Here is a 22,764-nt window from a genome sequence, read left to right as displayed (position 1 = left end):
CGAAGGACGACCCCGACACCGGCACGGCGGGCGTGCTCGCCGTCGCCGGGCTCGGCGCGTGCTCGTCGAAGCCGCCCGGTCCGCAGGAGGCGGCCAAGACGCTCGCCGCCGCGCTCGCGTCGGGCAGCTTCGCCGACGTCGAGTTCACGGACGGCTCGGGCGACGCGGCGTCGGCCACCGAGGCGCGGACGGCGGCGTTCGAGGGGCTCGACCCGCTCGAGCCCAAGGTCAGGTCCACGGCGACGGAGAGCCCGAAGGACGACCCCGACACCGCGACGGCGACGCTCGCGTTCACATGGGACGTCGACGACACGGACGACGACTGGACGTACACGACGACCGCGCACCTCACGCGCGACGCCGACGACGAGTCCGTGTGGCGGGTCGCGTGGACGCCCGCGCTGCTCGCGCCCGACCTGATGGCGGGCGAGAAGCTGACCTCGACCCGGGTCCGGGCCGAGCGGGCGAACGTGCTCGGAGCCGGTGGCGCGGTGATCGTCGAGCCGCGGCCCGTGCTGCACCTCGGCGTCGACAAGACCCGCACGGACGCGACCGGGCAGGACACCGCGGCCCGCTGGCTCGCGGCGGGCCTCGGCCTGGACGCCGACGAGTACGCGGCGAAGGTCGCGGCCGCCGGACCGAAGGCGTTCGTCGAGGCCATCACGGTGCGTCAGGGCGACCCCGCCTACGACATCCCTCGACTGACCACGGCGCCGGGTGCGACCGCGGTGCCCGACCAGCTGCCCCTGGCGCCGACACGGCAGTTCGCCCGGCCGATCCTCGGCTCGGTCGGCCCGGCGACGGCGGAGATCGTCGAGAAGTCGAAGGGCGCGGTCGCGGCCGGCGACCTCGCGGGACTGAGCGGGCTGCAGCGACAGTTCGACGCGCAGCTGCGCGGCGTGCCCGGCATCACCATCGAGGCGGTCCCTGCGGACGGTGTCGCCAAGCGGCAGCTGTTCACCAAGGAGCCCGTGGCGGGCACGCCGCTGGCCACGACGCTCGACCCGGCCCTGCAGCAGGCCGCGGAGGGCATCCTCGCCGGTGTCGGTCCCGCGAGCGCGATCGTCGCGCTGCGCCCGTCGACCGGTGACGTCCTCGCGGCGGCGAGCGGCCCGGGCGGGGAGGGTCAGTCGACCGCGACGCTCGGCCAGTTCGCGCCGGGCTCGACGTTCAAGGTCGCGACCACGCTGGCGCTGCTGCGCAGCGGTCTGACGCCGGACAGCACGGTGTCGTGCCCGGCGACCACGACGGTCGACGGCCGTGCGTTCCAGAACTTCCCCGGCTACCCCACCGACAAGCTCGGCGACGTGCCGCTGCGGACCGCGTTCGCGAACTCGTGCAACACGGCCTTCATCGGCGCGCGCGACCAGGCCGACCAGAACGCGCTCATCGACGCGGCCGGCTCGCTCGGGCTGGTGCCGGACGCGAACCTCGGGTTCGCCGCGTTCCTCGGCGCGGTCCCGGCCGACTCGGACGGGACGGACCACGCGGCGTCGATGATCGGGCAGGGCCGCATCCTCGCGTCGCCGCTCGGCATGGCGTCGGTCGCCGCCTCGGTCGCGGCCGGCCACACCGTCACGCCGCACCTCGTGACGCCCGCGGAGGACACGTCGGGGTCCGACGGCCCGTCGCCGTCCGCCACGGACGAAGGCTCCGTGTCGCCGACCGCGAGCCCGCGTCCTGCGGTCCCGCTCACCGCCTCCGAGGCCCAGACGCTCCAGGGGCTCATGCGGGCGGTCGTGACCGAGGGCGGTGCGACGTTCCTGCAGGACGTGCCCGCACCGGAGGTCGCCGCCAAGACGGGGACCGCGCAGTTCGGCGAGGACGGCAACCTGCAGAACCACGTGTGGATGATCGCGGTGCACGGCGACCTGGCCGTGGCGGTGTTCGTCGACGTGGGCGACTACGGGTCGACGACCGCGGGGCCGCTGCTGGAGCAGTTCCTGCGGGCGGCCGGCTGACCCGCGGGACCGACGAGGCACGCAGGCCGGGCGTGATGGGATGGGCGGACCCCCGACGACGAAGGAGCTCGCGATGACGCGTCCCTGGATCCGCCCCTTGGGCGCGACCGGCCTGCAGGTGTCCGCGGTATGTCTGGGCGGTGGCCCGCTCGGCAGCATGCCCCGCCTGTTCGGCCGCGACACCCCGGCGGAGGACGGCATCGCCACGGTGCTGGCGGCGCTCGACAGCCCCATCCGGTTCATCGACACGTCGAACGGGTACAGCGAGGGCGAGAGCGAGCGGCGCATCGGTGAGGCGCTCGCCCGCGCGGGCGGCCTCCCGGACGACGTCGTCCTCGCGACCAAGGTGGACCCCCAGGGGTCCGACTACTCGGGCGACCGGGTGCGCGCGTCGGTCGAGGAGAGCCGCGAGCGCCTCGGCCTCGACCACCTGCCGCTCGTCCACCTGCACGACCCGGAGTTCCACGACTTCGCCGAGCTGTCGGCCCCGGGCGGCGCGGTGGACACGCTGGTCCGGCTCCGCGAGGAGGGGACCGTCGGCAAGATCGGGCTCGCAGGCGGCCGCGTCCAGGAGATCGCGAAGTACCTGGACCTGGGGGTGTTCGACGTGCTGCTCGTGCACAACCGCTGGACGCTCCTCGACCGCAGCGCGGGACCCCTGATCGAGGAGGCGCTGCGTCAGGGCATGGGCGTGCTCAACGCGGCGGTGTACGGGGGCGGCATCCTGGCCAGCCAGGACGGCGGCCCGACGACGTACGGCTACCGGCCCGCACCGCCCGAGGTGCTCGACGCGGTCGAGCAGATGCGCCGGGTGTGCGCCGCCTACGGCACGGACATCGCGACGGCGGCGCTGCAGTTCTCGCTGCGCGACGAGCGGATCGCGTCGACGATCGTCGGCATGAGCCGTCCGCAGCGGATCGCGGAGACGGTCGACGCGGCGACGACGGCCGTGCCGGACGCGATGTGGCCGGAGCTCGAGGCGCTCCTGCCGCCGGCGCACGTCTGGCTGGACGCCGACTGAGGGTTACGGTCGACGACATGAGTCGTGTCGTGGTGACGGGTGGCAGCGGGAAGCTCGGCCGGGCGGTCGTCGAGCACCTGGCGGAGCACGGGTGGGACGTCGTGAACGTCGACGTCGTCCCGCCGCCGCCGGGCCAGCCGGCGAGGTTCACGCTCGTGGACCTCACGGACCTGGGCCAGGTGACGGAGGCGCTGACCGGGATCGACGACCGGTACGACGGCGTCGACGCGGTCGTCCACCTCGCGGCGATCCCGGCGCCGGGGCTCAGGCCGAGCGGTGCGACGTTCGCGAACAACGTCGTCGCGACGCACCACGTGTTCAGTGCTGCGCGCCGGGCGGGCATCCGCAACGTCGTCTGGGCGTCGAGCGAGACCGTGCTGGGGCTGCCGTTCGAGACGCCGCCGCCGTACGTCCCGGTCGACGAGGAGTACCCGGTCCGGCCGGAGAGCACGTACTCGCTCGGCAAGGCCGTCGAGGAGGAGATGGCACGCCACTTCACGCGCTGGGACCCGCAGGCGAAGCTCATCGGGCTGCGGTTCTCGAACGTCATGGTCGACGAGGACTACCGGGCGTTCCCGCAGTTCACGGCGAAGGACCGGATCTGGAACCTGTGGAGCTACATCGACGCGCGCGACGGTGCGCTGGCGGTGCGGCTCGCGCTCGAGAGCGACCTCACGGGGTTCGAGGCGTTCATCATCGCGTCGCCGGACAACGTGCTCGGCGTCCCGTCGGCCGACCTGGTCGCGGAGCACTTCCCGGACGTGCCGGTGCGCCGGCCGATCGAGGGGAACGAGACGCTGCTGAGCATCGACAAGGCCCGCCGCCTGCTCGGCTACGACCCGCAGCACACGTGGCGGTCGCGCCTGCCGGGCGCGCAGGTCTGACGGCCTCACCCGCTCGCGCCGGTATCAGGGCTCCAGGTCGCGCCCCTTGAGGGAGTGCGACCCGCCCGGGGACGCACTCCCGCAGACTCCCGCCTGGAGCCCTCATGAGCGCCGTCCCCTTCGCGTTCCTCGTCCATCCCCGAGCGCGCATCGCCGAGGACCTCGCCCGCGTGTGGCGCCCGCTCGGCCGCCTGCCGGAAGGTGTCGTCGAGCGGGCCGTGCGGAGGCTGCCGCTGCCGCCCGTCTCGATGGCCCGAGTGCACCTGGCCGACGAGGGTCCGGAGCCGGTCGGCCACGTGGTGCTCGTGCCGTTCGGGGCGCGCCACCTGCTGGCGCAGCCGCACGAGGGCCGGTCCCGGGTCGAGCGCGCGATCGACCACGCGGTGCGGCTCGGTGCGGGCGTCGTCGGGCTCGGGGCCCTGACGGCGACGGTCACGGCCGGTGGTGTGACGCTGCGCGACCGGGGCGACGTCGGCGTCACGAACGGCAACGCCTACACGGCGGCCGTCGTCGAGGACCAGCTGCTCGCCCTGCTCGGCGAGTCCGACCGGCGCCGGGTCGCGGTCGTCGGTGCGACCGGCAGCGTCGGCACCACGCTCGTCCGCCTGCTGGCGCGGTCGCGGTCCGTCGACGAGCTGCTGCTCGTCGCCCGCGGGGCCGCGAAGCTCGACCACCTCGCCGCCGAGACGAGCCGCCGCGTCCCGACCGCCGTGTCGACGGACCTGCACGACGTGCGGGGGAGCGACGTCGTCGTCCTGCTCACCGCGTCCGCCGACGCGCTCCTGCGCGCCGAGCACCTCGCCCCCGGCGCGCTGGTCCTCGACGCGACCCAGCCGCGCAACACCTCGCCGACGCTGCTCGACGAGCGCCCCGACGTGACCGTGCTCGACGGTGGCGTCGTCGCCGTGCCGGACCTGCGGCTGCGCGGCGGGAACATCGGCCTGCCGCAGGGCCGCGCGTACGCGTGCTTCGCGGAGACGGCGCTGCTCGGGCTCGACGGGCACCGCGGCCACTTCTCGCTGGGGGTGCCGACCCTCGACCAGGTCGACCACGTGCGGCACCTCGCCGCCCGGTTCGCGCGGCACGGGTTCGCGGCGGCGCCGGCGACGTCGTTCGGACGGCCGGCCACGGTGCGTGAGACCAGACCCGTGGCGGGTGTGCGATGAGCGACGACCGGACGCCCCGCCGGGTGGTCCTGCTCGGTGGCGGGTACGTCACCTTGCACGCGTACGGCGCGATCGTCCGCCGGTTGCACCGCGCCGTGCGTCGCGGACAGGTCGAGATCGTCGTCGTGAGCGCGGACGACGTGCACAACTTCCACGGCTTCACCGGCGAGGTCGCCGCCGGCCGGCTGCCCGCGCACCTCACGCAGACGCCGCTCGTCGAGGCCATGCCGCGTGCCCGCGTGCTGCACGCCCGCGTCCGGCACGTCGACCTGCACCGCCAGGCGGTCACGTACGCACCCGTCGACGGGTCTGCCGAGGACAGCGTCCGGTACGACGCGCTCGTCGTCGGCACGGGCGCGGCCGAACCGCTCGACGCGGTCGCCGGGCTCGTCGACCGGGCCGTCACGTTGCGCCGACCGGGTGGTCTGCGCGCGCTCGCCGAGCAGGCCGCGACGGCGGGGGACGACGGCCGCCCCGTGGTCGTGATCGGCGGCGGGCTTGCGGGTGTCGAGCTCGCCGCGGCGCTCGCTGACCGCGTCGGCCCGGCCCTGCCGCCGTCGGTGGTGCTGGTCCACGGCGGTGACCGGGTGGTCCCCGCGCTGCACGACGAGCACCCGAGGCTGGCCGCCCGGTGCGCCGCCGAGCTGTCGCGGCTGGCCGTCGACGTGCGCACCGGCACGCGCGTCGTGGCCGCGGACGACGACGGAGTCACGCTGTCCGACGGCTCGACCATCCCCGCGGGCACCGTCCTCGCGACCACCGGCCAGCGTCCGGTGCCGCTGCCTGGTCTGGAGCCGCTCGCCCGGGACGCCCGCGGCCGCCTCCTCACGCAGCGCGACCTGCGCGTCACGCCGGTCGGCGCCCGGCCCCCGTCGAACGTCTGGGCCGCCGGTGACGCCGCCGCCGTGCAGCACCCCCGCACGGGGCTGCCCGTCCCGGCGAACGCCCTGTGGGCGATCAAGGCGGGCGACCGGGTCGGCCGCAACGTCGCACGCACGCTGCGGGACCGGCCGGGGCGACCGTTCCGCTACCTGGGCCTCGGCTCGGCGGCGTCGTTCGGCACGGGGCGCGGCATCGCGAGCCTCTACGGCGTGCCGATCACCGGCTGGGCCGCGTGGTTGCTGCGGCTCGGGTTCTTCCTGCGGTTCATGCCCTCGCCGTCACGCGCGGCGCGCATCCCGTTCGCGCTCGCGCGCGCCCGGTCGGCCAGGGCGGCGCACACCCCACGGCACCGCGCGGTCGCCGTCCGGGCGTGATCACGCGCGTCGCGCGGGTGAAGTTGCTCCGGAGCGACGGCGTCGACGTGCCCGGATCCACCCGCTTTGCGTGATCCCGGTGCGCCGATGGCGGGACCGAACGCTTTCACCCGTTCGGACGCACAGGGATCTCACCGATCCTTGACCTATGGGGCAGGCCTCAGCGGGTGCGCGGCGGTGCGCACGACGAGCGCTCGACGAGCGCGGTCGGCAGCCGGCTGTGCGTCGAGCGCTCCTTGCCGTCGATGAGGTCGACGAGCATCCGCAGGGCCTCGGCACCCATCTGCTGCAGCGGCTGGCTGATCGTGGTGAGCGGCGGTGTCGCCATCGCGGACTCGGGGACGTTGTCGAACCCGACGACGGACAGGTCCTCCGGCACACGCAGCCCGAGCGAGCGGGCGACCTCCATGACGCGGATCGCGGAGAGGTCGTTCGCGGCGAACACGGCGGTGGGCGGCTCGGCCATCGAGAGCAGCTGGTGGGCCGGCTGGTCGGCGGTCTCCGGGCGGTAGCCACCGACGAGCACGAGCGCCTCGTCGACCTCGACCCCGGCGGCGGCCATGGCGTGCCGGAAGCCGGACTCGCGCAGGCTGGCGGACTCGAGGTCGGGGCGTCCGCCGAGGAAGCCGATGCGGCGGTGGCCGAGGCTCAGGAGGTGCTCGGTGGCGAGCACGGCCCCCCCGAAGCTGTCGGCGTCGACGGTCGGGAAACCGGACGGACCGGTGTGCGGGTCGACCGCGACGACGGGGACGCCGGGCACGGCTTCGACGACCGTTGGAGTGACGATGACGGCGCCGTCGATCAGCGTCCCGGACAGCCGCGAGAGGTACCGGCGCTCCCACCCGACGTCCGCTCCGCCGGCCCCGCCGCCCGAGTACGCGAGCAGCTCGTACCCCGTGGGACCGACCGCGCCGGACGCTCCCTTGAGGAGCTCGGTGCTGTACGGCTCGAACTCCGCGACGAGGATGCCGAGCACGTTCGTCCGGTAGCTGCGCAGGCTACGGGCACCAAGGCTTGTCTCGTAGCCCAGCTGGTCGATGACTTCCTGTACCCGCGTGAGCGTGCTCTGGGCGACGCCGTAGCGACCGTTCACGACCTTGGACACGGTCGCGACGGAGACACCGGCGATCTGGGCGACGTCGGCCATCTTCACGCGGGGGATCGGCTCCACGCCGGTGAGCATAACGCAACGGTTCGATAACGTTCTCGATAACGTTTTTGACATGCGCCCAGGAGGCTGTCAACCTTGCGGCGTCCATCCCTCTCAGTGACGACGAGGAGTTCGAAGATGAAGAGGACACCCGTCCTTGGCGCCCTGGCGCTGGGTATGAGCCTCGCCCTGCTCGGAGCCTGCAGCTCCGGCGGCGACGCAGAAGGCAACGACGACTCGACCAGCGGTGGCGAGACGACCATCACCTGGTGGCACAACAGCAACACCGACCCCGGCAAGGGGTACTACGAGCAGGTCGCGAAGGACTTCGAGGCCGACCACCCCGGCGTGCACATCGAGATCTCCGCGATGCAGCACGAGGACATGGTCACGAAGCTCGAGGCCGCGTTCCAGTCCGGCGACACGCCCGACATCTACATGGAGCGTGGTGGCGGCGAGCTCAAGGACCACGTCGCCGCCGGCATCACCAAGGACATCTCCGAGGGTGCCAAGGAGTCCATCGACAAGATCGGTGGCTCGGTCGCGGGCTGGCAGGTCGACGGCAAGACCTACGGTCTGCCGTTCTCCCTCGGCGTCGTCGGCTTCTGGTACAACAAGGCGCTCTGGGCGCAGGCCGGCATCACCGAGCCCCCCGCCACGTGGGAGGACTTCGCCGCGGACATCGCCAAGCTGAAGGCGACCGGTGCCTCGGCCGGCTTCGAGCCGATCTCCGTCGGCGCCGGTGACAAGTGGCCCGCCGCGCACTACTGGTACTACACGGCCCTGCGCGCGTGCTCCGAGTCGACGCTCCAGGAGTCGGTCAAGACGCTCGACTTCTCCGACCCGTGCTTCGTCAAGGCGGGCGAGAACCTGCAGACGATCCTCAAGGCCGAGCCGTTCAACTCCGGCTTCCTGTCCACCCCGGCCCAGACCGGCGCCACCTCCGCCTCGGGCCTCCTGGCCACCGGCAAGGTCGCGACCGAGCTCCAGGGTCACTGGGAGCCCGGCGTCATGCAGGGCCTCACGGAGGACGGCAAGGGCCTCGGCGAGAACACCGGCTGGTTCCCGTTCCCGACGTTCCCCGGCGACAAGGGTGAGGCCACGGCTGCTCTCGGTGGCGGCGACGCGTGGGCCGTGTCGAACGACGCGCCCGACGCTGCTGTCGACTTCGTGAACTACCTGCTGTCCGACAAGGTCCAGAAGGGCTTCGCCGAGCAGGACATGGGTCTGCCGACCAACCCGACGGCGTCGCAGTACGTCAAGGACCCGGCGCTGGCCAGCCTGCTCAAGGTCCGCGACGCGGCCCCGTACGTCCAGCTGTACTTCGACACGGCGTTCGGTGCCTCCGTCGGTGGCGCGATGAACGACGAGATCGCCCTGATGTTCGCCGGTCAGGCGTCCCCGCAGGACATCGTCGACGCCACGCAGGCCGCGGCTGACGCGGAGAAGTGATCGACGTGGCAGACGAAGCGAACGCCCCCGTGGGCGCCTCCGCCTCGCCTGCGACGTCCACCCTGGTCGAGGCTGCCGGTCGCGCTCACGCGCGGCCGGCGGCCCCGGCCGCGGGCGGGCGCCGTGGGATGGGCCCGGCTGTCCGCAAGCGCCTGGAGATCCTCTTCTTCACGGCGCCCGCCCTGCTCCTGTTCTTGTTCTTCGTGGTCTGGCCCATCATCAAGGCGGTCCAGTTCTCGGTCTACCGGTGGAAGGGCTACGGCCCGCTGGTCGACTTCGTCGGACTGAAGAACTACGTCAGTGTGCTGCAGAACGACGTCTTCATCGAGGCGTTCAAGCACAACATCATCATCGCGGTGGCCTCGATCCTCATCCAGCTCCCGCTGGGTGTCGCGATCGCGCTGCTGCTCAACCGCAAGATGCGGGGTCAGAACCAGCTGCGGACCCTCATCTTCGTGCCGTACGTGCTGGCCGAGGTCATCGCGTCGGTCATCTGGTTCCAGCTGCTCCAGCCGAAGTACGGCGTCGTCGACACGATGCTGGCGAAGATCGGCCTGCACGGCCCGGAGCAGGGGTTCCTGGGTGACCCGAAGTGGGCACTGGCCACCGTCATCTTCGTCCTGACCTGGAAGTACCTGGGTCTGGCGATCATCCTCTTCCTCGCCGGCCTGCAGAGCGTGCCCGAGGAGCTCTACGAGGCCGCGCAGATCGACGGCGCGAGCTGGTGGCAGGTGCAGCGCCGGATCACGATCCCGCTGCTCGGCCCCACCATCCGCACGTGGGCCTTCCTGTCGATGATCGGCTCGCTGCAGCTGTTCGACATGGTGTGGATCCTCACCGGCGGCGGCCCGGCCAACGCCACCAACACGATGGCGACGTTCCTCATCACCGAGGGCACGAAGCGGTCCAACTTCGGCATCGCCTCGGCGGCGTCCGTGATCCTCTTCGTCGTCTCGCTCGTCGCGGCGCTGCTCTACCAGCGCTTCATCCTGAGCCGCGACACGCTGTCCGATGCCCGTGGAAGGAAGAAGCGATGAGCGCCGGAACCGTGTCGCCGTCGAAGCAGCCGCACATCGCCATGACGGCGAAGGAGGAGGGCTTCACCAAGAAGAAGACCTCCCTCGAGGGCGGCACCCCGCTCGTCTGGGCCATCGCGCTCGTCGTGGTCGCGCTGACCCTCGGTCCCGTCCTGTACGGCGTGCTCAGCGGCTTCCGCACCAACGGACAGCTCGCGGAGAACCCGGCGGCGCTGCCCGACCCGTGGGTGCTGAAGAACTACGTCGGCGTCCTGACGAACCCGAACTTCTGGCGCTACGCGTTCAACTCGGCCGCGGTCGCCGTCATCACGACGACGCTCGTGGTGGTCTTCGGGATCATGGCGGCGTACCCCCTGGCGCGCTACAAGTTCAAGGGCCGCGAGGCGATCTTCCTCGTCTTCGTGATGGGTCTGCTGTTCCCCGTGACGGTCGCGATCATCCCGCTGTTCATCCTCATCACCAAGGACCTCCACATGGGGAACACCTGGTGGGCGGTGGCACTCCCGCAGGCCGCGTTCGCGCTGCCGGTGACGGTCGTCATCCTGCGTCCGTTCCTGCAGGCGCTGCCGAACGAGCTCGAGGAGGCCGCGCTGCTCGACGGCGCGTCCCGCATCGGGTTCTTCTGGCGGATCCTGCTGCCGCTGTCGAAGCCGGGCATGGTCACGGTCGGCGTGCTGGCGTTCGTCGGCTCGTGGAACGCGTACCTGCTCCCGCTGCTGCTGCTGCAGGACAAGATGAAGACGCTCCCGCTCGGCGTCGCCGACTTCTCCTCGGAGCACTCCTCCGACATCGCCGGCGTCTTCGCGTTCACGTCGCTGGCCATGATCCCGGCCCTGATCTTCTTCCTCGCGATGCAGAAGCAGATCGTCAACGGCCTCCAGGGCGCAGTCAAGGGCTGACCGGGGACAAGGCCCCTCTCACCGTGCGGCGCGCGGCCGCTGGTCGCGCGCGCACGGGTCCCACCAGTACGTCGTGCTCAAAAGGAGTCGATCCGTGACGGATCTCCAGCTTTCCCCCGACCAGGTGGCCGACAGGCCACGGCTCCTCCTCGAACGGATGACGCTCGAGGAGAAGCTGGCCCAGATCGTCGGGTTCTGGGAGAAGGGCGACGGCGAGACGGTCGCCCCGCTGCAGGGCGAGTTCACCGTCGAGCGAGGGCTGGACACCGCGACGCTGAACGGCCTGGGTCACGTGACCCGGGCCTACGGCACGCGACCCGTGGACGTGGTCGAGCGGGCGCGGACGCTGTGGGAGCAGCAGCGCAAGCTCGTGCGGGAGACGCGGCTCGGGATCCCGGCACTCGTGCACGAGGAGTGCCTCACGGGGCTCAACGCCTGGCGTGCCGCGACGTTCCCGACGCCCCTGGCGTGGGGTGCGTCGTTCGACCCGGAGCTCGTCACCGAGATGGGCGCCGTGATCGGCGGCTCGATGCGCGAGCTCGGCATCCACCAGGGGCTCGCCCCGGTGCTCGACGTCATCCGCGACCCCCGGTGGGGCCGGGTCGACGAGTGCATCGCCGAGGACCCGTACGTGGTCGGCACGCTCGGCACGTCGTACGTGCGGGGCCTGCAGTCGGCGGGCGTGCACGCGACGCTCAAGCACTTCGTCGGCTACTCGGCGTCGCAGGCGGGCCGCAACTTCGCGCCGGTGCACGCCGGTCCGCGCGAGGTCGAGGACGTGCTGCTGGTCCCGTTCGAGATGGCGCTGCTCGACGGCAAGGCCGCGTCGGTCATGTCGTCGTACAACGAGATCGACGGCATCCCCGTGGCGGCCGACCCGCGCTTCCTCACCGGCATCCTGCGGGACCGGTGGGGCTTCGAGGGCCCGGTCGTCGCCGACTACTTCGGTGTCGCGTTCCTGCAGATCCTGCACGGCATCGCGGCCGACCTCGGCGAGGCCGCGGGTCAGGCGCTCGCCGCGGGCGTCGACATCGAGCTCCCGACGGGCGACGCGTACCTCACGCCGCTCGCCGAGGCGGTCCGCGCCGGCAAGGTCGACGAGGCGCTCGTCGACCGGGCCGTGCTGCGCGCGCTCGTCCAGAAGCAGCAGCTCGGGCTCCTCGACGCCACGTTCGAGGACGAGCCGCCCAGCAAGGTCGACCTCGACGGACCCGAGCACCGCCGCATCGCGGCTCGGCTCGCCGAGGAGTCCGTCGTGCTGCTGTCGAACGACGGGACGCTCCCGCTGGCCGCGGGTCCCGCGACCGTCGCCGTGATCGGCCCGAACGCCGACCGTGAGGCCGCGCTGTTCGGCTGCTACTCGTTCGTCAACCACGTGCTCGCGCACCACCCCGGTGTCGAGAGCGGCATCGACGTCCCGACCGTGTGGCAGGCCCTCGCGGCCGAGCTGCCCGCCGCGGACCTGGTCTTCGCGCAGGGCTGCGCGGTCGACGACGACGACCGCAGCGGGTTCGACGAGGCCGTGGCGGCCGCCGCACGCGCCGAGGTGGCCGTGCTCGTGGTCGGCGACCACGCGGGCCTCTTCGGTCGCGGCACCGTCGGTGAGGGCTGCGACCGCGACGACCTGGAGCTCCCGGGCGTGCAGCGCGAGCTCGTCGAGGCCGTGCTCGCGACCGGTACCCCCGTGGTCCTCGTGCTCATCACCGGCCGCCCGTACGCGGTCGACTGGGCGCTGGACCGCTGCGCCGCCGTCCTGCAGGCGTTCTTCCCGGGCGAGGAAGGCGGCAACGCGATCGCCGGCGTGCTGAGCGGCCGCGTCAACCCGTCCGGCCACCTGCCCGTGAGCATGCCGCGGTCGGCCGGCGCGCAGCCGTTCTCCTACCTGCACCCGCAGCTCGGTGGCGACGGCGACGTGACGAACCTGCGCAGCACACCCGCGCTGCCGTTCGGTCACGGACTGTCGTACACGACGTTCACGCACACCGACCTGACGGCCGCCCCCGAGGTGCGCTCGGACGGCGAGGTCGTGGCCCGCGTGACGGTCACCAACACCGGGCAGCGTGCGGGCGACGACGTCGTCCAGCTGTACGGGCGTGACGTCGTCGGCTCCGTGACGCGACCCGTCGCGCAGCTCCTCGCGTACCGCCGCGTGCACCTCGAGCCCGGCCAGAGCGCGGTCGTCGAGCTCACCGTCCCGACGACCCGCCTCGCGTTCGCGGACCGCGACCTGCAGCGGATCGTCGAGCCCGGCCGGGTCGAGCTGTGGGTCGGCCCGTCGTGCTCCGCACGCGAGACCGAGACCGCCGTCACCGTCGTGGGCGACGTCCACTACGTGACCATCGCCGACGAGCGCTGGTCGCGTGCGGAGGTCCTGCCCGCCTGAGGCCCGCGAGGATCGTCCGGCGGGCTGGCCGGATGATCCGACCGGGCGGGCGACCCGGATGAGCCGACCGGGCGGGTCGGCTCATCCGGGTCTGCCGTCTGTGCCGAGTCCCGTCAGCGGGCCTCGGCCGCGGCCTCGCGGGCGGCGGCGTCGATCCGCGCGCAGTACGCCGCCCAGTCGTCGCCCGTCTTCCCGGGGATGTTCGGGTCGCCCGGCCCGTTCCCGATCGCGCCGTCGATGCCCTCCCGCACGATGTCCGCGTGGCCCGCGTGCCGCGCGGTCTCGACGGCCATGTGCACGAGGATCTGGTGCAGCGTGACCTGCTCGCGCTCGGGCGGCCACCACGGCACGTGCCCGACGGCGTCGAGCGGGAGCGCCTCGATCGTCGCGTCGGTGTGCGCGTTGGACCGCTGCCACAGATCGAGGATGTCGGCGCGTGACTCGGAGGCGGGTACCCACATGTCGGCGTCGGGCTCGGCGCCGTCGTCGTACCAGGGCATCGGGAAGTCGAAGGGCCGCCCGAACGTCTCGCCGAAGTACCCGACCTGGACGCTCGCGACGTGCTTCACGAGCCCGAGCAGGTTGGTGCCGGTCGGCGTCATGGGTCGCCGGACGTCGTACTCGCCGAGCCCGTCGAGCTTGCGCAGCAGGTCGTCGCGGCGGATCCGGAGGTAGCTGTGGAGGGTCTCCTTCTCGTCCATGCCCAGCCACTCTGCCGCACCCCTGTGACAGGCCGCCCGTCGAGACCGTCGTCCCACGCCTCGGGAGGACGACGCGCCCGGGAGCGTGCGTGGGAGCCGACGGGCCCGGCGACCCGTTACGGTCGCGCGGTGATCGATCGATGAGCCTGCGCCGCACCCTCGCCCGCGCCTACTGGCGCGTGAGCCGGTGGAACCTGGTGACCGAGCGCCTCCCGAAGGACGGTGCCGGGATCCTCGTCGGTGCCCCGCACACGTCGAACTGGGACTTCGTGCTGATGCTCGCGATCGGCGGCGAGGGCGACCTGCGGTTCAAGTGGCTGGGCAAGCACACCCTCTTCAAGGGGGTCGCCGGTCCGGTCATGCGTGGCCTGGGCGGCATCCCGGTGGACCGTCGGGACCCGGCCGGGCTGGTCGACGAGCTCGTGGCACGGATCTCGGCGGGGGACCGGTTCTACCTGGTCGTCACGCCCGAGGGCACGCGGTCCGGCGACGGCTGGAAGTCCGGGTTCTACCGCATCGCGCGCGCGTGCGACCTGCCGGTGACGCTCGGCTACGTGGACCGGACGACGAGGACGACGGGCTTCGGCCCGACGATCCGGCTCACGGGTGACGTGCGCGCGGACATGGACGTCATCCGGGCGTTCTACGCCGACAAGTCTGGTGCCGTGCCGTCCCGCCGGACCGAGCCGCGGCTGCGCGAGGAGCTGTCGGGGGACTGACGTCGCCCGCCGCGGCCCCGCGCCGCCGCGCGGGTCAGCGCAGCCCGTCGAAGAACGCCACGACGTCGCCCGCGAGCACGTCGGGTGCCTGGTGCGCGGCGTAGTGCCCGGGGGTGTCGTAGACGTTCCACCGCACGATGTTCGCGTGGTCCCGGTCGGCGAACCGCCGCATCGACAGGAAGTCGTTCGTCGACCCGGCGAGCGCGGTCGGGGCTGTCGTCGGTCCGGACGGGTGCGTCGTCGTGTGCGCCATCTCCCGGTAGAACCGCACGGACGACCCGGTGGTCCGCGTGAACCAGTAGACGGCGGCGTTCGCGACGACGAAGTCGTCGTCGAGCCCGACGAGCAGCTGCCCGTTCCAGCCGAGCAGCCCGGCGGGGGAGTCGGCGAGCCCGTGCGCGACGGTCTGCGGCGACTGCGACAGCATCACGTTGAACGCGCCGAGGTTCTCCCAGAACCACTGCAGGTGCTCGATCCCCGCCTGTTCCTCGGGCGTGAGGTCGACGAGCTCGGCGGGGTCGCCGGACGGGAACGAGAACAGCTGCGTGACGTGCACGCCGACGACGTGCTCGGGGTCGAGGCGGCCGACCTCGGGGGAGATCATCGAGCCGCCGTCGTTCCCGACCGCGCCGTAGCGCGCGTAGCCGAGGCGCGCCATGAGCTCGACCCAGGCGCGCGCGGTGCGGTGGACCTCCCAGCCGGCCTCGGTCGTCGGGCCGGAGAACCCGAAGCCCGGCAGCGACGGGACGACGAGGTCGTAGCCGGCGGCGGTGAGCGGGTCGATCACGTCGAGGTACTCGACGACCGACCCGGGCCAGCCGTGCGTGAGGAGGAGGGCCGTGCCGGACGGCTGCGGCGCGCGGACGTGCAGGAAGTGGATCTGCTGACCGTCGATCTCCGTCGTGAACTGCGGGTACGCGTTGAGGCGGGCCTCGAGCGCGCGCCAGTCGAAGCGGTGCTGCCAGTGCTCGGCCCACTGGCGGACCTGCGTGACGGGCACGCCGTAGGCGGAGCCGGCGTCCGGGAGCTCGTCGGTCCAGCGGGTGCGGGCGAGGCGGTCGGCGACGTCGTCGAGCTCGGCCTGGGGGACGTCGACGCGGAAGGGACGGATCTCGGTGCGGGACATGGTGACCTCCATTCAATCGGAACGGAACGCATCGTTCCGCGGCAGTTCGAGACTAACGGAACGAAGCATTCCGGTCCAGTGCTATCGTCGACCGCATGACGACGCCCCTCAGCGGCCGCCGCGCCCAGGCGGCCCGCAACGACGACCTGATCCTCGAGGCCGCCCGCGCGGTCTTCATGCGCACGCCCGACGCCCCGATCGCGGCCGTCGCACAGGAGGCCGGCGTCGGCGTCAGCGCCCTGTACCGCCGCTACGCGGGCAAGGAGGACCTCCTGGCGACCCTGTGCGCCGACGGCCTGCGCCGGTTCATCCAGGCGGCCGACGAGGCCGAGCGGATCGACGACCCCGCCGCGCAGCTCGACGCGTTCGTCCGCGGCGTCATCGCGCAGGACGTGCACTCGCTGACCGTCCACCTCGCCGGCACGTTCACCCCCACCCCGGAGCTCGGCGAGCTCGCCGCCGAGGCGACCGCCCGCGGCGACGCGATCTTCCACCGGGCGAAGGCCGCCGGTGTCGTCCGAGACGACCTCGAGACCACCGACCTCGCGATGGTCTTCGAGCAGATCACCGCCGTCCGCCTCGACGACCCCGCCCGCACCGCCGTCCTGCGCGACCGCTACCTCACGCTGCTGCTCGACGCCCTGCGCCCGCAGGCCGCCACCGGCCCGCTGCCGGGCCCGGCGCCGACCGCGGCCGAGCTCGGTGCGCGCTGGGTGCCCCGCCCGTGATCGGCCTTGTGAAAACGGCCCGCTGACCTGGTCCGACCTGTCACGATTCGGCCGTGACGATCCTCGACCAGACCCCGGGCGACGTGCTCGTCGGCGACGTCGACACCCCTGAGCTGGCGTCGTGGGGGAGCCGGGTCGTCGCCGCGCTGCTCGACTCCGCGATCCTCACGGGCACGGCCTACCTGGTGGACGGCCGGCTGCAGGGCGTCTCGTGGTGGCTCTCGTTCTCGCAGGACGACACCGTGCCCGTCGGCCGCACGGTCGTCGTCACCCTTGCCCTGCTCCTGCTCCTGCAGGCCTTCACGGGAGCTACCCCGGGCAAGCGGCTCGTCGGTATCCAGGTGGTCCACGAGGGCACCGGACGGCCCGTCGGCGTGCTGCGGACCCTCGGGCGCCAGGTCGCGCACGTCCTCGACGCCATCTGCTACATCGGCTACCTGCGTCCCCTGTGGAACGAGCGCCGCCGCACGCTCGCCGACAGCGCCGCCGCCACCGACGTGGTGCGCGGGCGTCCGGGGCCGCGCGTCCGTGGCATCGACGTCTGGACCGCGGCGTCCGCCGTGGTGTGCGCGGCGGGTGTCGGCTTCTCCGTCGGCGGGACCACGGGGTCCGACGCGGGCGGGTCGTTCGCGTGCACCGGGACCCAGGCCGAAGAGGCCGGGGTCGAGCTGGTCGACCTGCGGTGGTGGACCTCCGGCTCGACGCCGCGCCTCGGCGTCACGCGCGACGCGCAGCCGGCGGACGACCTGTCCGTCACGTGGACGTTCGCGCAGGACGTCGTCCCGCCCGACGGCACCGTGCTGTCCACCACGGTCGCGTCCGACGACGGCGCGTTCCGCGTCACACGCACGGGCACCGTCCAGAACGGGGCGCTCGTCGGCGAGGTCGGGGTGTCGAACCTCGCCGACGACTGGAGCATCCGTGTGCCGGCCGATGCGGTCGCAGGCGTCGGCCCGCATTGGCGGTGGACGGCGAGCCTCACGCCACCGGGCACCACCACCGAGGTGTGCCCCGTCGAGCGGACCTCGTCCACCCGCACGGGCGGCTGAACGGGCGGCCGTCCCGCGCCGTGGTTACCGTCGCACGGAAGGCACCGCAGCCGGCGGCGACCCGTCCGGAGGGAGCAGCATCATGACGGGAACCCACGTGGCACGCGCACGCACGACGATCGCGGCGGGAGCGGAGGACGTCTGGCGCACGCTCGTCGACCCCGACGCCCGGTTCTTCCTCGGCGCGACGGTCACGAGCACGTACGAGGTCGGCGACCCGATCGTGTTCGAGGGCGAGTTCCAGGGCAAGCAGTTCCGCGACCACGGCACCGTCGAGCAGGTCGAGCGCCCGCGCCTGCTGCGGTACAGCCACTTCTCGCCGATGAGCGGGCAGCCCGACGTGCCCGAGAGCTACCACCACCTCACGTTCACGCTGGACGAGCACGACGACGGCACGACCGTCACGCTCGTGCAGGACAACGCGGCGTCGCAGGAGGAGGCGGAGCACTCCTCGGCGATGTACCGGCAGATGCTCGAGGCGCTGGCGGAGGCCGTGACGGGCTGACGGCCGACCTCCGGATGCGGCCTCGCCGCCTCCGACATAACGTCGTGGGCACGCTCTGGAGGGTCAGGTAGAAGGCCCCCACCGACGGTCGGAAGGTGACACGCATGGGTCTCGACGACAAGATCTCGAATGCCGCCGAAGAGGCGAAGGGCAAGCTCAAGGAGGGCGCCGGCAAGGCGACCGACGACGAGCGCCTCGAGGCCGAGGGCAAGGTGGACCAGGCCAAGGCGAACATCAAGCAGGCCGGTGAGGACGTCAAGGACGCCTTCAAGTAGTCGGCACGTCCCCGGTCCGGCCCCCGTCGTCCGACGGGGGCCGTCGTGCGTCCCTGGTGCGTGAGCGCCGGTGGTCGTAGCGTTCGACCGGGCTCGTGCCCGGCGCTGGGGGGCGCCACGTCGACGGGAGGCGCCATGGAGCGGTCCGTGTCGGTACCGGTGCTCGTCTCGCGGCCGGAGGTCCCGTACGTGGGCATTAGGCGGTCGGTGACGATGTCGACGTTCTCCGAGGTGGCCGACCGGCTGCCGGACGTGCTGGCGTGGATGGACGCCCACTCGCTCGCGCCCGCCGGGCCGCCGTTCTTCCGGTACCACGTCATCGACATGGAGCGGGAGCTGCTGGTCGAGGCGGGGGTGCCGGTCGACGAGTCGATCGCGCAGCCGGGCGGCGACGTGGCTCCCGGCGTGCTGCCCGCGGGGACGTACGCGGTGACGACCCACGTGGGCCACCCGGACGAGCTGGTGCAGGTGACCGCCGACCTGCTGGCGTACGGCGACGCGCACGGGTGGGTGTGGGATCGGCACGAGACGCCCGACGGCGACGCGTGGGGCTCACGGCTCGAGCTTCTCCTCACCGATCCGCGCGTCGAGCCGGACATGTCCCGGTGGGAGACGCAGCTGGCGTTCCGGCTGGCGGACGTCCCGTCCACGTGAGGGCCGCCGCAGCGGGTGAACTCGTGACACGGTTCACCTGCCGCTGGGCCGTCCGGGTGACGTCCGAGAGTGTCGACACTTGGGCCCAGGAGGTGTCGGCGCAGGTGGAATCGTGACCATGACCAGGCGTTTCAGGCATATGCGCTGGACACGGGCGGCATCCGCCCGAGCGGGTGAAAGTGGACGGATGTCCGAGTTTGTGCCGTTGAACCGCTTCCGCGAGGTCTCATCTTGCTCTAATGTCGGCTCTGTCAGCGAAACGGCAAACCCTCCGCAAGGAGGGGACGCAAAGCCACGGGACCCACGAGGTCAGCCGGGCTACCGAACAGGACAGGACGGTCTCATGGACCAGCGCGGCTTCTCAGTCGACCCCACCCCGAACACCCCCTTCGTCCTCCCCACGGCGCGCCTGCAGGCCTGGGCGCAGCTCGCGGCGCACCGCAGCGTCTCGGACCTGGTGCCCGCGCAGCGCGAGCACCTCGCCGCCTGAGGGCGAGCAGCACCACAGCACCTCGAGAACGCCGGTCCCCATCGTCGGGGGCCGGCGTTCTCGCACGTCCGGGCAACGACGACGTCCGACTTCTCCGGTGCGCCCCTCTTGCGTCGTTCGTGCGGTTCTCGGCTAGCCTCCGAATCACCGGGCTCGCCACTCGGGGCGGCTCGCAACCGAGAGAAGGTCGCATGGACAGCTTCTGGAGTTGGTTCTGGCTGCTGATCTGGTGGTTCGTGTTCTTCGCTTATCTCGTGATCCTGTTCCAGATCCTCACCGACCTCTTCCGTGACCACACGCTCAGCGGCTGGTGGAAGGCCGTCTGGATCGTCTTCCTCATCGTCTTCCCGTTCATCACGGCGCTCGTGTACGTGATCGCGCGCGGCAACGGGATGGCCGAGCGCCAGGGGCGCGCCGTGAGGCAGGCCAAGGCCGACACCGACTCGTACATCCGCGAGGTGGCCGGCAAGTCGCCCGCCGAGCACATCAGCGACGCGAAGGCCCTGCTCGACGCCGGTGTGATCGACCAGGCCGAGTTCAACCAGCTCAAGGCCAAGGCCCTCGCCTGACCCGTCCACCCACCTGCCCCGGGCCGGCCGCGTCCGCGTGACGCGCCGGCCCGGTGGCGTGTCCGGCTAGAGGTCGCCGACCTTCTGCAGGTACCGCATCGCGGCCCACCCGAACGGGATGCGCAGCCAGTAGGTGAGCACGCGGAACAGCACCGCGATGGCGCCCGCGACACCCGCGTTGATGCCGGTGACACCGGTCAGGGCGGTGGCGAGCGCGAACTCGATGGTGCCGACGCCGCCGGGGGTCGGCACCATCGCGCCGGCCGTGTTCCCGGTGAGGTAGACGAGCGCGATCTGCACGAGGCTCGCCTGCTGACCGAGGGCGTGCATGGCCGCGTCGAACGCGAACACGTACCCGAGCGTCATCGCGAGGTTCCCGGCGACGGCGAGCGCCAGGCGCCACGGCTGGCTGAGCACCTCGATGAGCCGCGGCCACATCTGCTGCACCGTCGGCATCGTCTTCGACAGCACCCACTGCCGGACCTTCGGGATCAGTAGCGACGTCGCGATGAGCGCTGCGACGATGCCGATGACGAGCAGCACCGCGGGCGAGACGGGCAGCGGCGACTCCGACGTGCCCGACACGATCGACAGCACGAGCAGCAGCCCGAGGGTCACGACGAACTGGCTGACCTGGACGAGGGCCACGGTGGCCGCCGAGAGGCTCGTGCTGACGCCCCGCTTGGTGAGCATCCGCAGGTTGAGCGCAGCGGGTCCGATGCCGGCGGGGGCGGCGAGCGCGACGAACGACGCGGCGGTCTGCACGAGGGTCGCGCGCCACAGCGACAGCTTGACGGGCGAGAACGCGACGAACGCGATCGCGGCCCCGACGAACGTCGACAGGCCGAGCGCGAACGAGAGCGCCGACCAGCGCCAGTCGCCCTCGGCGAGCGCGTCCTTGATGACCTCGACGTTGACGGTCGTGAGGATGACGAAGATCGCGCCGACGGTGAGCACGATCGTGAAGACCGTCCGGGCGCCGAACCGGACCAGCTGCTGCGGCTCGACGTCGGCCTCGGGCATCCGGGCGACGAGCGCGGTCCGCAGCTCGGCGAGCACGGGCTTGTGGGCCCGCATCTCGTCGCGGGTCTCGCGGGGGAGCGTGACGGTCTGCAGCAGCGGGCCGATCGCGGCGATGTCGCTGTCGGGCAGCACCGCGACGGCAGACTCGAGCGCACGCGCGGCGCCGACCCGCAGCGCGAGGAGCGCGATGAGCTGCGTGACGTCCATGCGACGGGCCAGCTCGGACGACGCGACGTCGCCTTGCTCCCATCCGGTCAGCCACACCATGGGCTGCCCGACGACGGCGTCGACGAGCACCACGTCGCTCGTGAGCGCGCGGTGCGCGATGCCGGCGTCGTGCGCGAGCTGGAGCTGGGCCCAGATCTCCCGCAGCACCTGGTCGGTGAGCTGCTCGGGCGCGAGGTCGGCGAGCGGGACCGCGTGGCCGGGGCGCTCCTGCACCAGCAGCATCGACTCGTCGGCCTCGGCGATGCTCAGCAGCTTCGGGGTCCGGACGCCGGCCGCGCGTGCCGCGTACGAGAGCAGCGCGGCCCGCTCGGTGGCCTGCCGCAGCGGCATGACGGACCGGCCCTCGAGCCCGCGCATCCGGATCGAGCGCCACAGGCGGGCGAGCGAGCCGACCACCTGCCGGTCGCGGTCGATGACGAGCACGTCGAGCCGGTCGCCGGTGCTCGTCGACATCTGGTAGACGCGGTGCCGCGTCGACCGGGTGAGCGCGCGCGCCTCGGGCTCGCCGTCGAGGTGCGGCGGCTCCGCGCCCGTGCGCAGGAGGCGCTCGGCCTCGGCGTCGGTCGTGTCGTCGGGCACGCGCGTGAGGCGGACGGGGTCGAACCCCGCGCGACGGACGCCCGCGACGAGGCTCGTGCCGTACGCGCGCGCGGACTGGATGCCGGAGACGTACCGGACCGCCTGACCGGCCAGCCGGCCGGCGAGCAGCGCGATGAGCAGCCCGGGCAGCGACACGCGCGCGGTGATGAGCAGGACGCCCACGACGACCCAGACGAGGTTCCACGACCACATCACGGTGCGCCGGCGGTCGCGCGGCCCGACGGCCGTCAGGAGCGCCGCGAGCATCGCGAGGTACCCGGGCACGGTGAGCACCCACTCGCCGCCGTGCCTGATCGACAGCCCGTGCACCAGGTCCTCGGAACCCAGCTCCTGCACCAGCTCGAACACCAGGAAGTTGAGGACGAGCGCCACCGTCGCGGCCGCGAGCCCCTCGAGGACCTGCCGGCCGAGGCGGCGGATCGCCAGCTCGCCGAGCACGAGCAGCGGGACGGCGAGCGTCACGAGCCCCTCGAGCACCTGCACCGGGATGAACAGGATGCGCTGCAGCAGGGTGGCGAACCCCTGCACGTCCTCCGCGACACCGGCCGTGGTGTGCTGCGCGTACGTGGCCGCGACCATGACGAGGACCACGCCGACCGCGGAGACCACCATGCCGATCAGGTCGCTCGGGTGGTGCACGCGCGTGGCGGGGATGTCGTCGATGCGGACCTGGTCGTCGGGGGTCGGACCCGTGACGTCGACCGCGTCGATGGCGCTCGCGGCGTCGACGTCGTCCGCGACCGCGGGGTCCGCGGCCGCGCGACGAGCAGGCGTCGGCGCGGACATACCGGCGAGTCTAGGCAACCGGCCCGTGCGTGCCCGGGGGATCCGGCGTCGCCCCGGGTCGCGATCGCGTCACAGTCCGGAGCCCGCTCGCCGCGCGGTGCC

General features: G+C 72.5%; 21 protein-coding genes and 1 riboswitch. Of the genes, 17 read left to right on the top strand and 4 right to left on the bottom strand.

Annotated elements, in window-relative coordinates; genetic code table 11:
* Positions 1–32 precede the first annotated feature (32 nt).
* The 5 genes from J7523_RS08425 to J7523_RS08405 all read left to right on the top strand — a co-directional run bounded on the left by J7523_RS08425 (position 33) and on the right by J7523_RS08405 (position 6,288).
* Positions 33–1,961, top strand: coding sequence for a penicillin-binding transpeptidase domain-containing protein (locus J7523_RS08425; protein WP_291884867.1), 1,929 nt, complete (start codon positions 33–35; stop codon positions 1,959–1,961).
* Between the two features lie 73 nt (positions 1,962–2,034).
* Positions 2,035–2,982, top strand: coding sequence for an aldo/keto reductase (locus J7523_RS08420; RefSeq protein WP_291884821.1), 948 nt, complete (start codon positions 2,035–2,037; stop codon positions 2,980–2,982).
* Positions 2,983–2,999: 17 nt separating this feature from the next.
* Positions 3,000–3,866: an NAD(P)-dependent oxidoreductase gene (locus J7523_RS08415; protein WP_291884817.1), complete on the top strand. Its 867-nt coding sequence runs from the start codon at positions 3,000–3,002 to the stop codon at positions 3,864–3,866.
* Positions 3,867–3,970: 104 nt separating this feature from the next.
* On the top strand, positions 3,971–5,032 hold the full coding sequence (locus J7523_RS08410; RefSeq protein ID WP_291884813.1) for a semialdehyde dehydrogenase: 1,062 nt from the start codon (positions 3,971–3,973) through the stop codon (positions 5,030–5,032).
* Entirely contained in the window at positions 5,029–6,288 is a 1,260-nt protein-coding gene (locus tag J7523_RS08405; RefSeq protein WP_291884810.1) for an FAD-dependent oxidoreductase, read from the top strand. Before J7523_RS08410 ends, J7523_RS08405 begins: the two co-directional genes overlap by 4 nt.
* Before the next feature lie 160 nt (positions 6,289–6,448).
* Here J7523_RS08405 and J7523_RS08400 read toward each other — a convergent pair whose 3' ends face one another.
* Complete coding sequence (locus J7523_RS08400) at positions 6,449–7,435, bottom strand: LacI family DNA-binding transcriptional regulator (protein WP_291884864.1); 987 nt, start codon at positions 7,433–7,435, stop codon at positions 6,449–6,451.
* Positions 7,436–7,576: 141 nt separating this feature from the next.
* Between J7523_RS08400 and J7523_RS08395 the strand changes: the two genes are divergently transcribed.
* From J7523_RS08395 to J7523_RS08380, 4 genes are all read left to right on the top strand, one after another.
* Entirely contained in the window at positions 7,577–8,890 is a 1,314-nt protein-coding gene (locus tag J7523_RS08395; RefSeq protein WP_291884805.1) for an extracellular solute-binding protein, read from the top strand.
* Positions 8,891–8,895: 5 nt separating this feature from the next.
* Positions 8,896–9,927: a sugar ABC transporter permease gene (locus tag J7523_RS08390; protein WP_291884802.1), complete on the top strand. Its 1,032-nt coding sequence runs from the start codon at positions 8,896–8,898 to the stop codon at positions 9,925–9,927.
* Positions 9,928–9,968: 41 nt separating this feature from the next.
* Entirely contained in the window at positions 9,969–10,826 is an 858-nt protein-coding gene (locus J7523_RS08385; RefSeq protein ID WP_291884861.1) for a carbohydrate ABC transporter permease, read from the top strand.
* Between the two features lie 94 nt (positions 10,827–10,920).
* On the top strand, positions 10,921–13,209 hold the full coding sequence (locus tag J7523_RS08380; RefSeq protein ID WP_291884799.1) for a glycoside hydrolase family 3 N-terminal domain-containing protein: 2,289 nt from the start codon (positions 10,921–10,923) through the stop codon (positions 13,207–13,209).
* A 113-nt stretch (positions 13,210–13,322) separates the two neighbouring features.
* Here J7523_RS08380 and J7523_RS08375 read toward each other — a convergent pair whose 3' ends face one another.
* Positions 13,323–13,910 (bottom strand): DinB family protein, encoded by a 588-nt coding sequence (locus tag J7523_RS08375; RefSeq protein WP_291884796.1) that lies wholly within the window; start codon positions 13,908–13,910, stop codon positions 13,323–13,325.
* A 140-nt stretch (positions 13,911–14,050) separates the two neighbouring features.
* Here J7523_RS08375 and J7523_RS08370 point away from each other — a divergent pair, with 140 nt between their 5' ends.
* On the top strand, positions 14,051–14,629 hold the full coding sequence (locus J7523_RS08370; protein WP_291884793.1) for a 1-acyl-sn-glycerol-3-phosphate acyltransferase: 579 nt from the start codon (positions 14,051–14,053) through the stop codon (positions 14,627–14,629).
* A gap of 34 nt (positions 14,630–14,663) precedes the next feature.
* Here J7523_RS08370 and J7523_RS08365 read toward each other — a convergent pair whose 3' ends face one another.
* Entirely contained in the window at positions 14,664–15,755 is a 1,092-nt protein-coding gene (locus J7523_RS08365) for an epoxide hydrolase family protein (RefSeq protein ID WP_291884789.1), read from the bottom strand.
* Between the two features lie 95 nt (positions 15,756–15,850).
* Here J7523_RS08365 and J7523_RS08360 point away from each other — a divergent pair, with 95 nt between their 5' ends.
* The 7 genes from J7523_RS08360 to J7523_RS08330 all read left to right on the top strand — a co-directional run bounded on the left by J7523_RS08360 (position 15,851) and on the right by J7523_RS08330 (position 20,025).
* Positions 15,851–16,483, top strand: a complete 633-nt coding sequence (locus tag J7523_RS08360) for a TetR/AcrR family transcriptional regulator (RefSeq protein ID WP_291884787.1) — start codon at positions 15,851–15,853, stop codon at positions 16,481–16,483.
* Positions 16,484–16,536: 53 nt separating this feature from the next.
* Positions 16,537–17,532: an RDD family protein gene (locus tag J7523_RS08355; RefSeq protein WP_291884785.1), complete on the top strand. Its 996-nt coding sequence runs from the start codon at positions 16,537–16,539 to the stop codon at positions 17,530–17,532.
* A gap of 82 nt (positions 17,533–17,614) precedes the next feature.
* Entirely contained in the window at positions 17,615–18,037 is a 423-nt protein-coding gene (locus tag J7523_RS08350; RefSeq protein WP_291884783.1) for an SRPBCC family protein, read from the top strand.
* 104 nt (positions 18,038–18,141) lie between these two features.
* Positions 18,142–18,312: a CsbD family protein gene (locus J7523_RS08345; protein ID WP_291884781.1), complete on the top strand. Its 171-nt coding sequence runs from the start codon at positions 18,142–18,144 to the stop codon at positions 18,310–18,312.
* 135 nt (positions 18,313–18,447) lie between these two features.
* Positions 18,448–18,966, top strand: a complete 519-nt coding sequence (locus tag J7523_RS08340) for a GyrI-like domain-containing protein (protein ID WP_291884778.1) — start codon at positions 18,448–18,450, stop codon at positions 18,964–18,966.
* 251 nt (positions 18,967–19,217) lie between these two features.
* A riboswitch (cyclic di-GMP riboswitch) is annotated at positions 19,218–19,292 on the top strand.
* Between the two features lie 17 nt (positions 19,293–19,309).
* Positions 19,310–19,456 (top strand): hypothetical protein, encoded by a 147-nt coding sequence (locus tag J7523_RS08335; protein ID WP_203755657.1) that lies wholly within the window; start codon positions 19,310–19,312, stop codon positions 19,454–19,456.
* Between the two features lie 191 nt (positions 19,457–19,647).
* Complete coding sequence (locus J7523_RS08330; RefSeq protein WP_291884769.1) at positions 19,648–20,025, top strand: SHOCT domain-containing protein; 378 nt, start codon at positions 19,648–19,650, stop codon at positions 20,023–20,025.
* A 66-nt stretch (positions 20,026–20,091) separates the two neighbouring features.
* On the opposite strand, the gene J7523_RS08325 is transcribed toward J7523_RS08330, so the two are convergent.
* Positions 20,092–22,662: a flippase-like domain-containing protein gene (locus J7523_RS08325; RefSeq protein ID WP_291884766.1), complete on the bottom strand. Its 2,571-nt coding sequence runs from the start codon at positions 22,660–22,662 to the stop codon at positions 20,092–20,094.
* Between the last annotated feature and the right edge of the window lie 102 nt (positions 22,663–22,764).

The sequence above is a fragment of the Cellulomonas sp. genome (assembly GCF_017744555.1).
GTDB lineage: Bacteria > Actinomycetota > Actinomycetes > Actinomycetales > Cellulomonadaceae > Cellulomonas.
The sequence above is the reverse complement of the archived record's forward strand: the minus strand, read 5'-3'. Positions and strand labels throughout refer to the sequence as shown.

Bases quoted from the DNA above. Each gene is read 5' to 3' on its own strand.
- J7523_RS08420 (WP_291884821.1), top strand. From the start codon at position 2,035: ATGACGCGTCCCTGGATCCGCCCCTTGGGCGCGACCGGCCTGCAGGTG.
- J7523_RS08415 (WP_291884817.1), top strand. From the start codon at position 3,000: ATGAGTCGTGTCGTGGTGACGGGTGGCAGCGGGAAGCTCGGCCGGGCG.
- J7523_RS08410 (WP_291884813.1), top strand. From the start codon at position 3,971: ATGAGCGCCGTCCCCTTCGCGTTCCTCGTCCATCCCCGAGCGCGCATC.
- J7523_RS08405 (WP_291884810.1), top strand. From the start codon at position 5,029: ATGAGCGACGACCGGACGCCCCGCCGGGTGGTCCTGCTCGGTGGCGGG.
- J7523_RS08400 (WP_291884864.1), bottom strand. From the start codon at position 7,435: ATGGCCGACGTCGCCCAGATCGCCGGTGTCTCCGTCGCGACCGTGTCC.
- J7523_RS08395 (WP_291884805.1), top strand. From the start codon at position 7,577: ATGAAGAGGACACCCGTCCTTGGCGCCCTGGCGCTGGGTATGAGCCTC.
- J7523_RS08385 (WP_291884861.1), top strand. From the start codon at position 9,969: ATGACGGCGAAGGAGGAGGGCTTCACCAAGAAGAAGACCTCCCTCGAG.
- J7523_RS08375 (WP_291884796.1), bottom strand. From the start codon at position 13,910: ATGGACGAGAAGGAGACCCTCCACAGCTACCTCCGGATCCGCCGCGAC.
- J7523_RS08370 (WP_291884793.1), top strand. From the start codon at position 14,051: ATGAGCCTGCGCCGCACCCTCGCCCGCGCCTACTGGCGCGTGAGCCGG.
- J7523_RS08365 (WP_291884789.1), bottom strand. From the start codon at position 15,755: ATGTCCCGCACCGAGATCCGTCCCTTCCGCGTCGACGTCCCCCAGGCC.
- J7523_RS08360 (WP_291884787.1), top strand. From the start codon at position 15,851: ATGACGACGCCCCTCAGCGGCCGCCGCGCCCAGGCGGCCCGCAACGAC.
- J7523_RS08350 (WP_291884783.1), top strand. From the start codon at position 17,615: ATGACGGGAACCCACGTGGCACGCGCACGCACGACGATCGCGGCGGGA.
- J7523_RS08345 (WP_291884781.1), top strand. From the start codon at position 18,142: ATGGGTCTCGACGACAAGATCTCGAATGCCGCCGAAGAGGCGAAGGGC.
- J7523_RS08340 (WP_291884778.1), top strand. From the start codon at position 18,448: ATGGAGCGGTCCGTGTCGGTACCGGTGCTCGTCTCGCGGCCGGAGGTC.
- J7523_RS08335 (WP_203755657.1), top strand. From the start codon at position 19,310: ATGGACCAGCGCGGCTTCTCAGTCGACCCCACCCCGAACACCCCCTTC.
- J7523_RS08330 (WP_291884769.1), top strand. From the start codon at position 19,648: ATGGACAGCTTCTGGAGTTGGTTCTGGCTGCTGATCTGGTGGTTCGTG.
- J7523_RS08325 (WP_291884766.1), bottom strand. From the start codon at position 22,662: ATGTCCGCGCCGACGCCTGCTCGTCGCGCGGCCGCGGACCCCGCGGTC.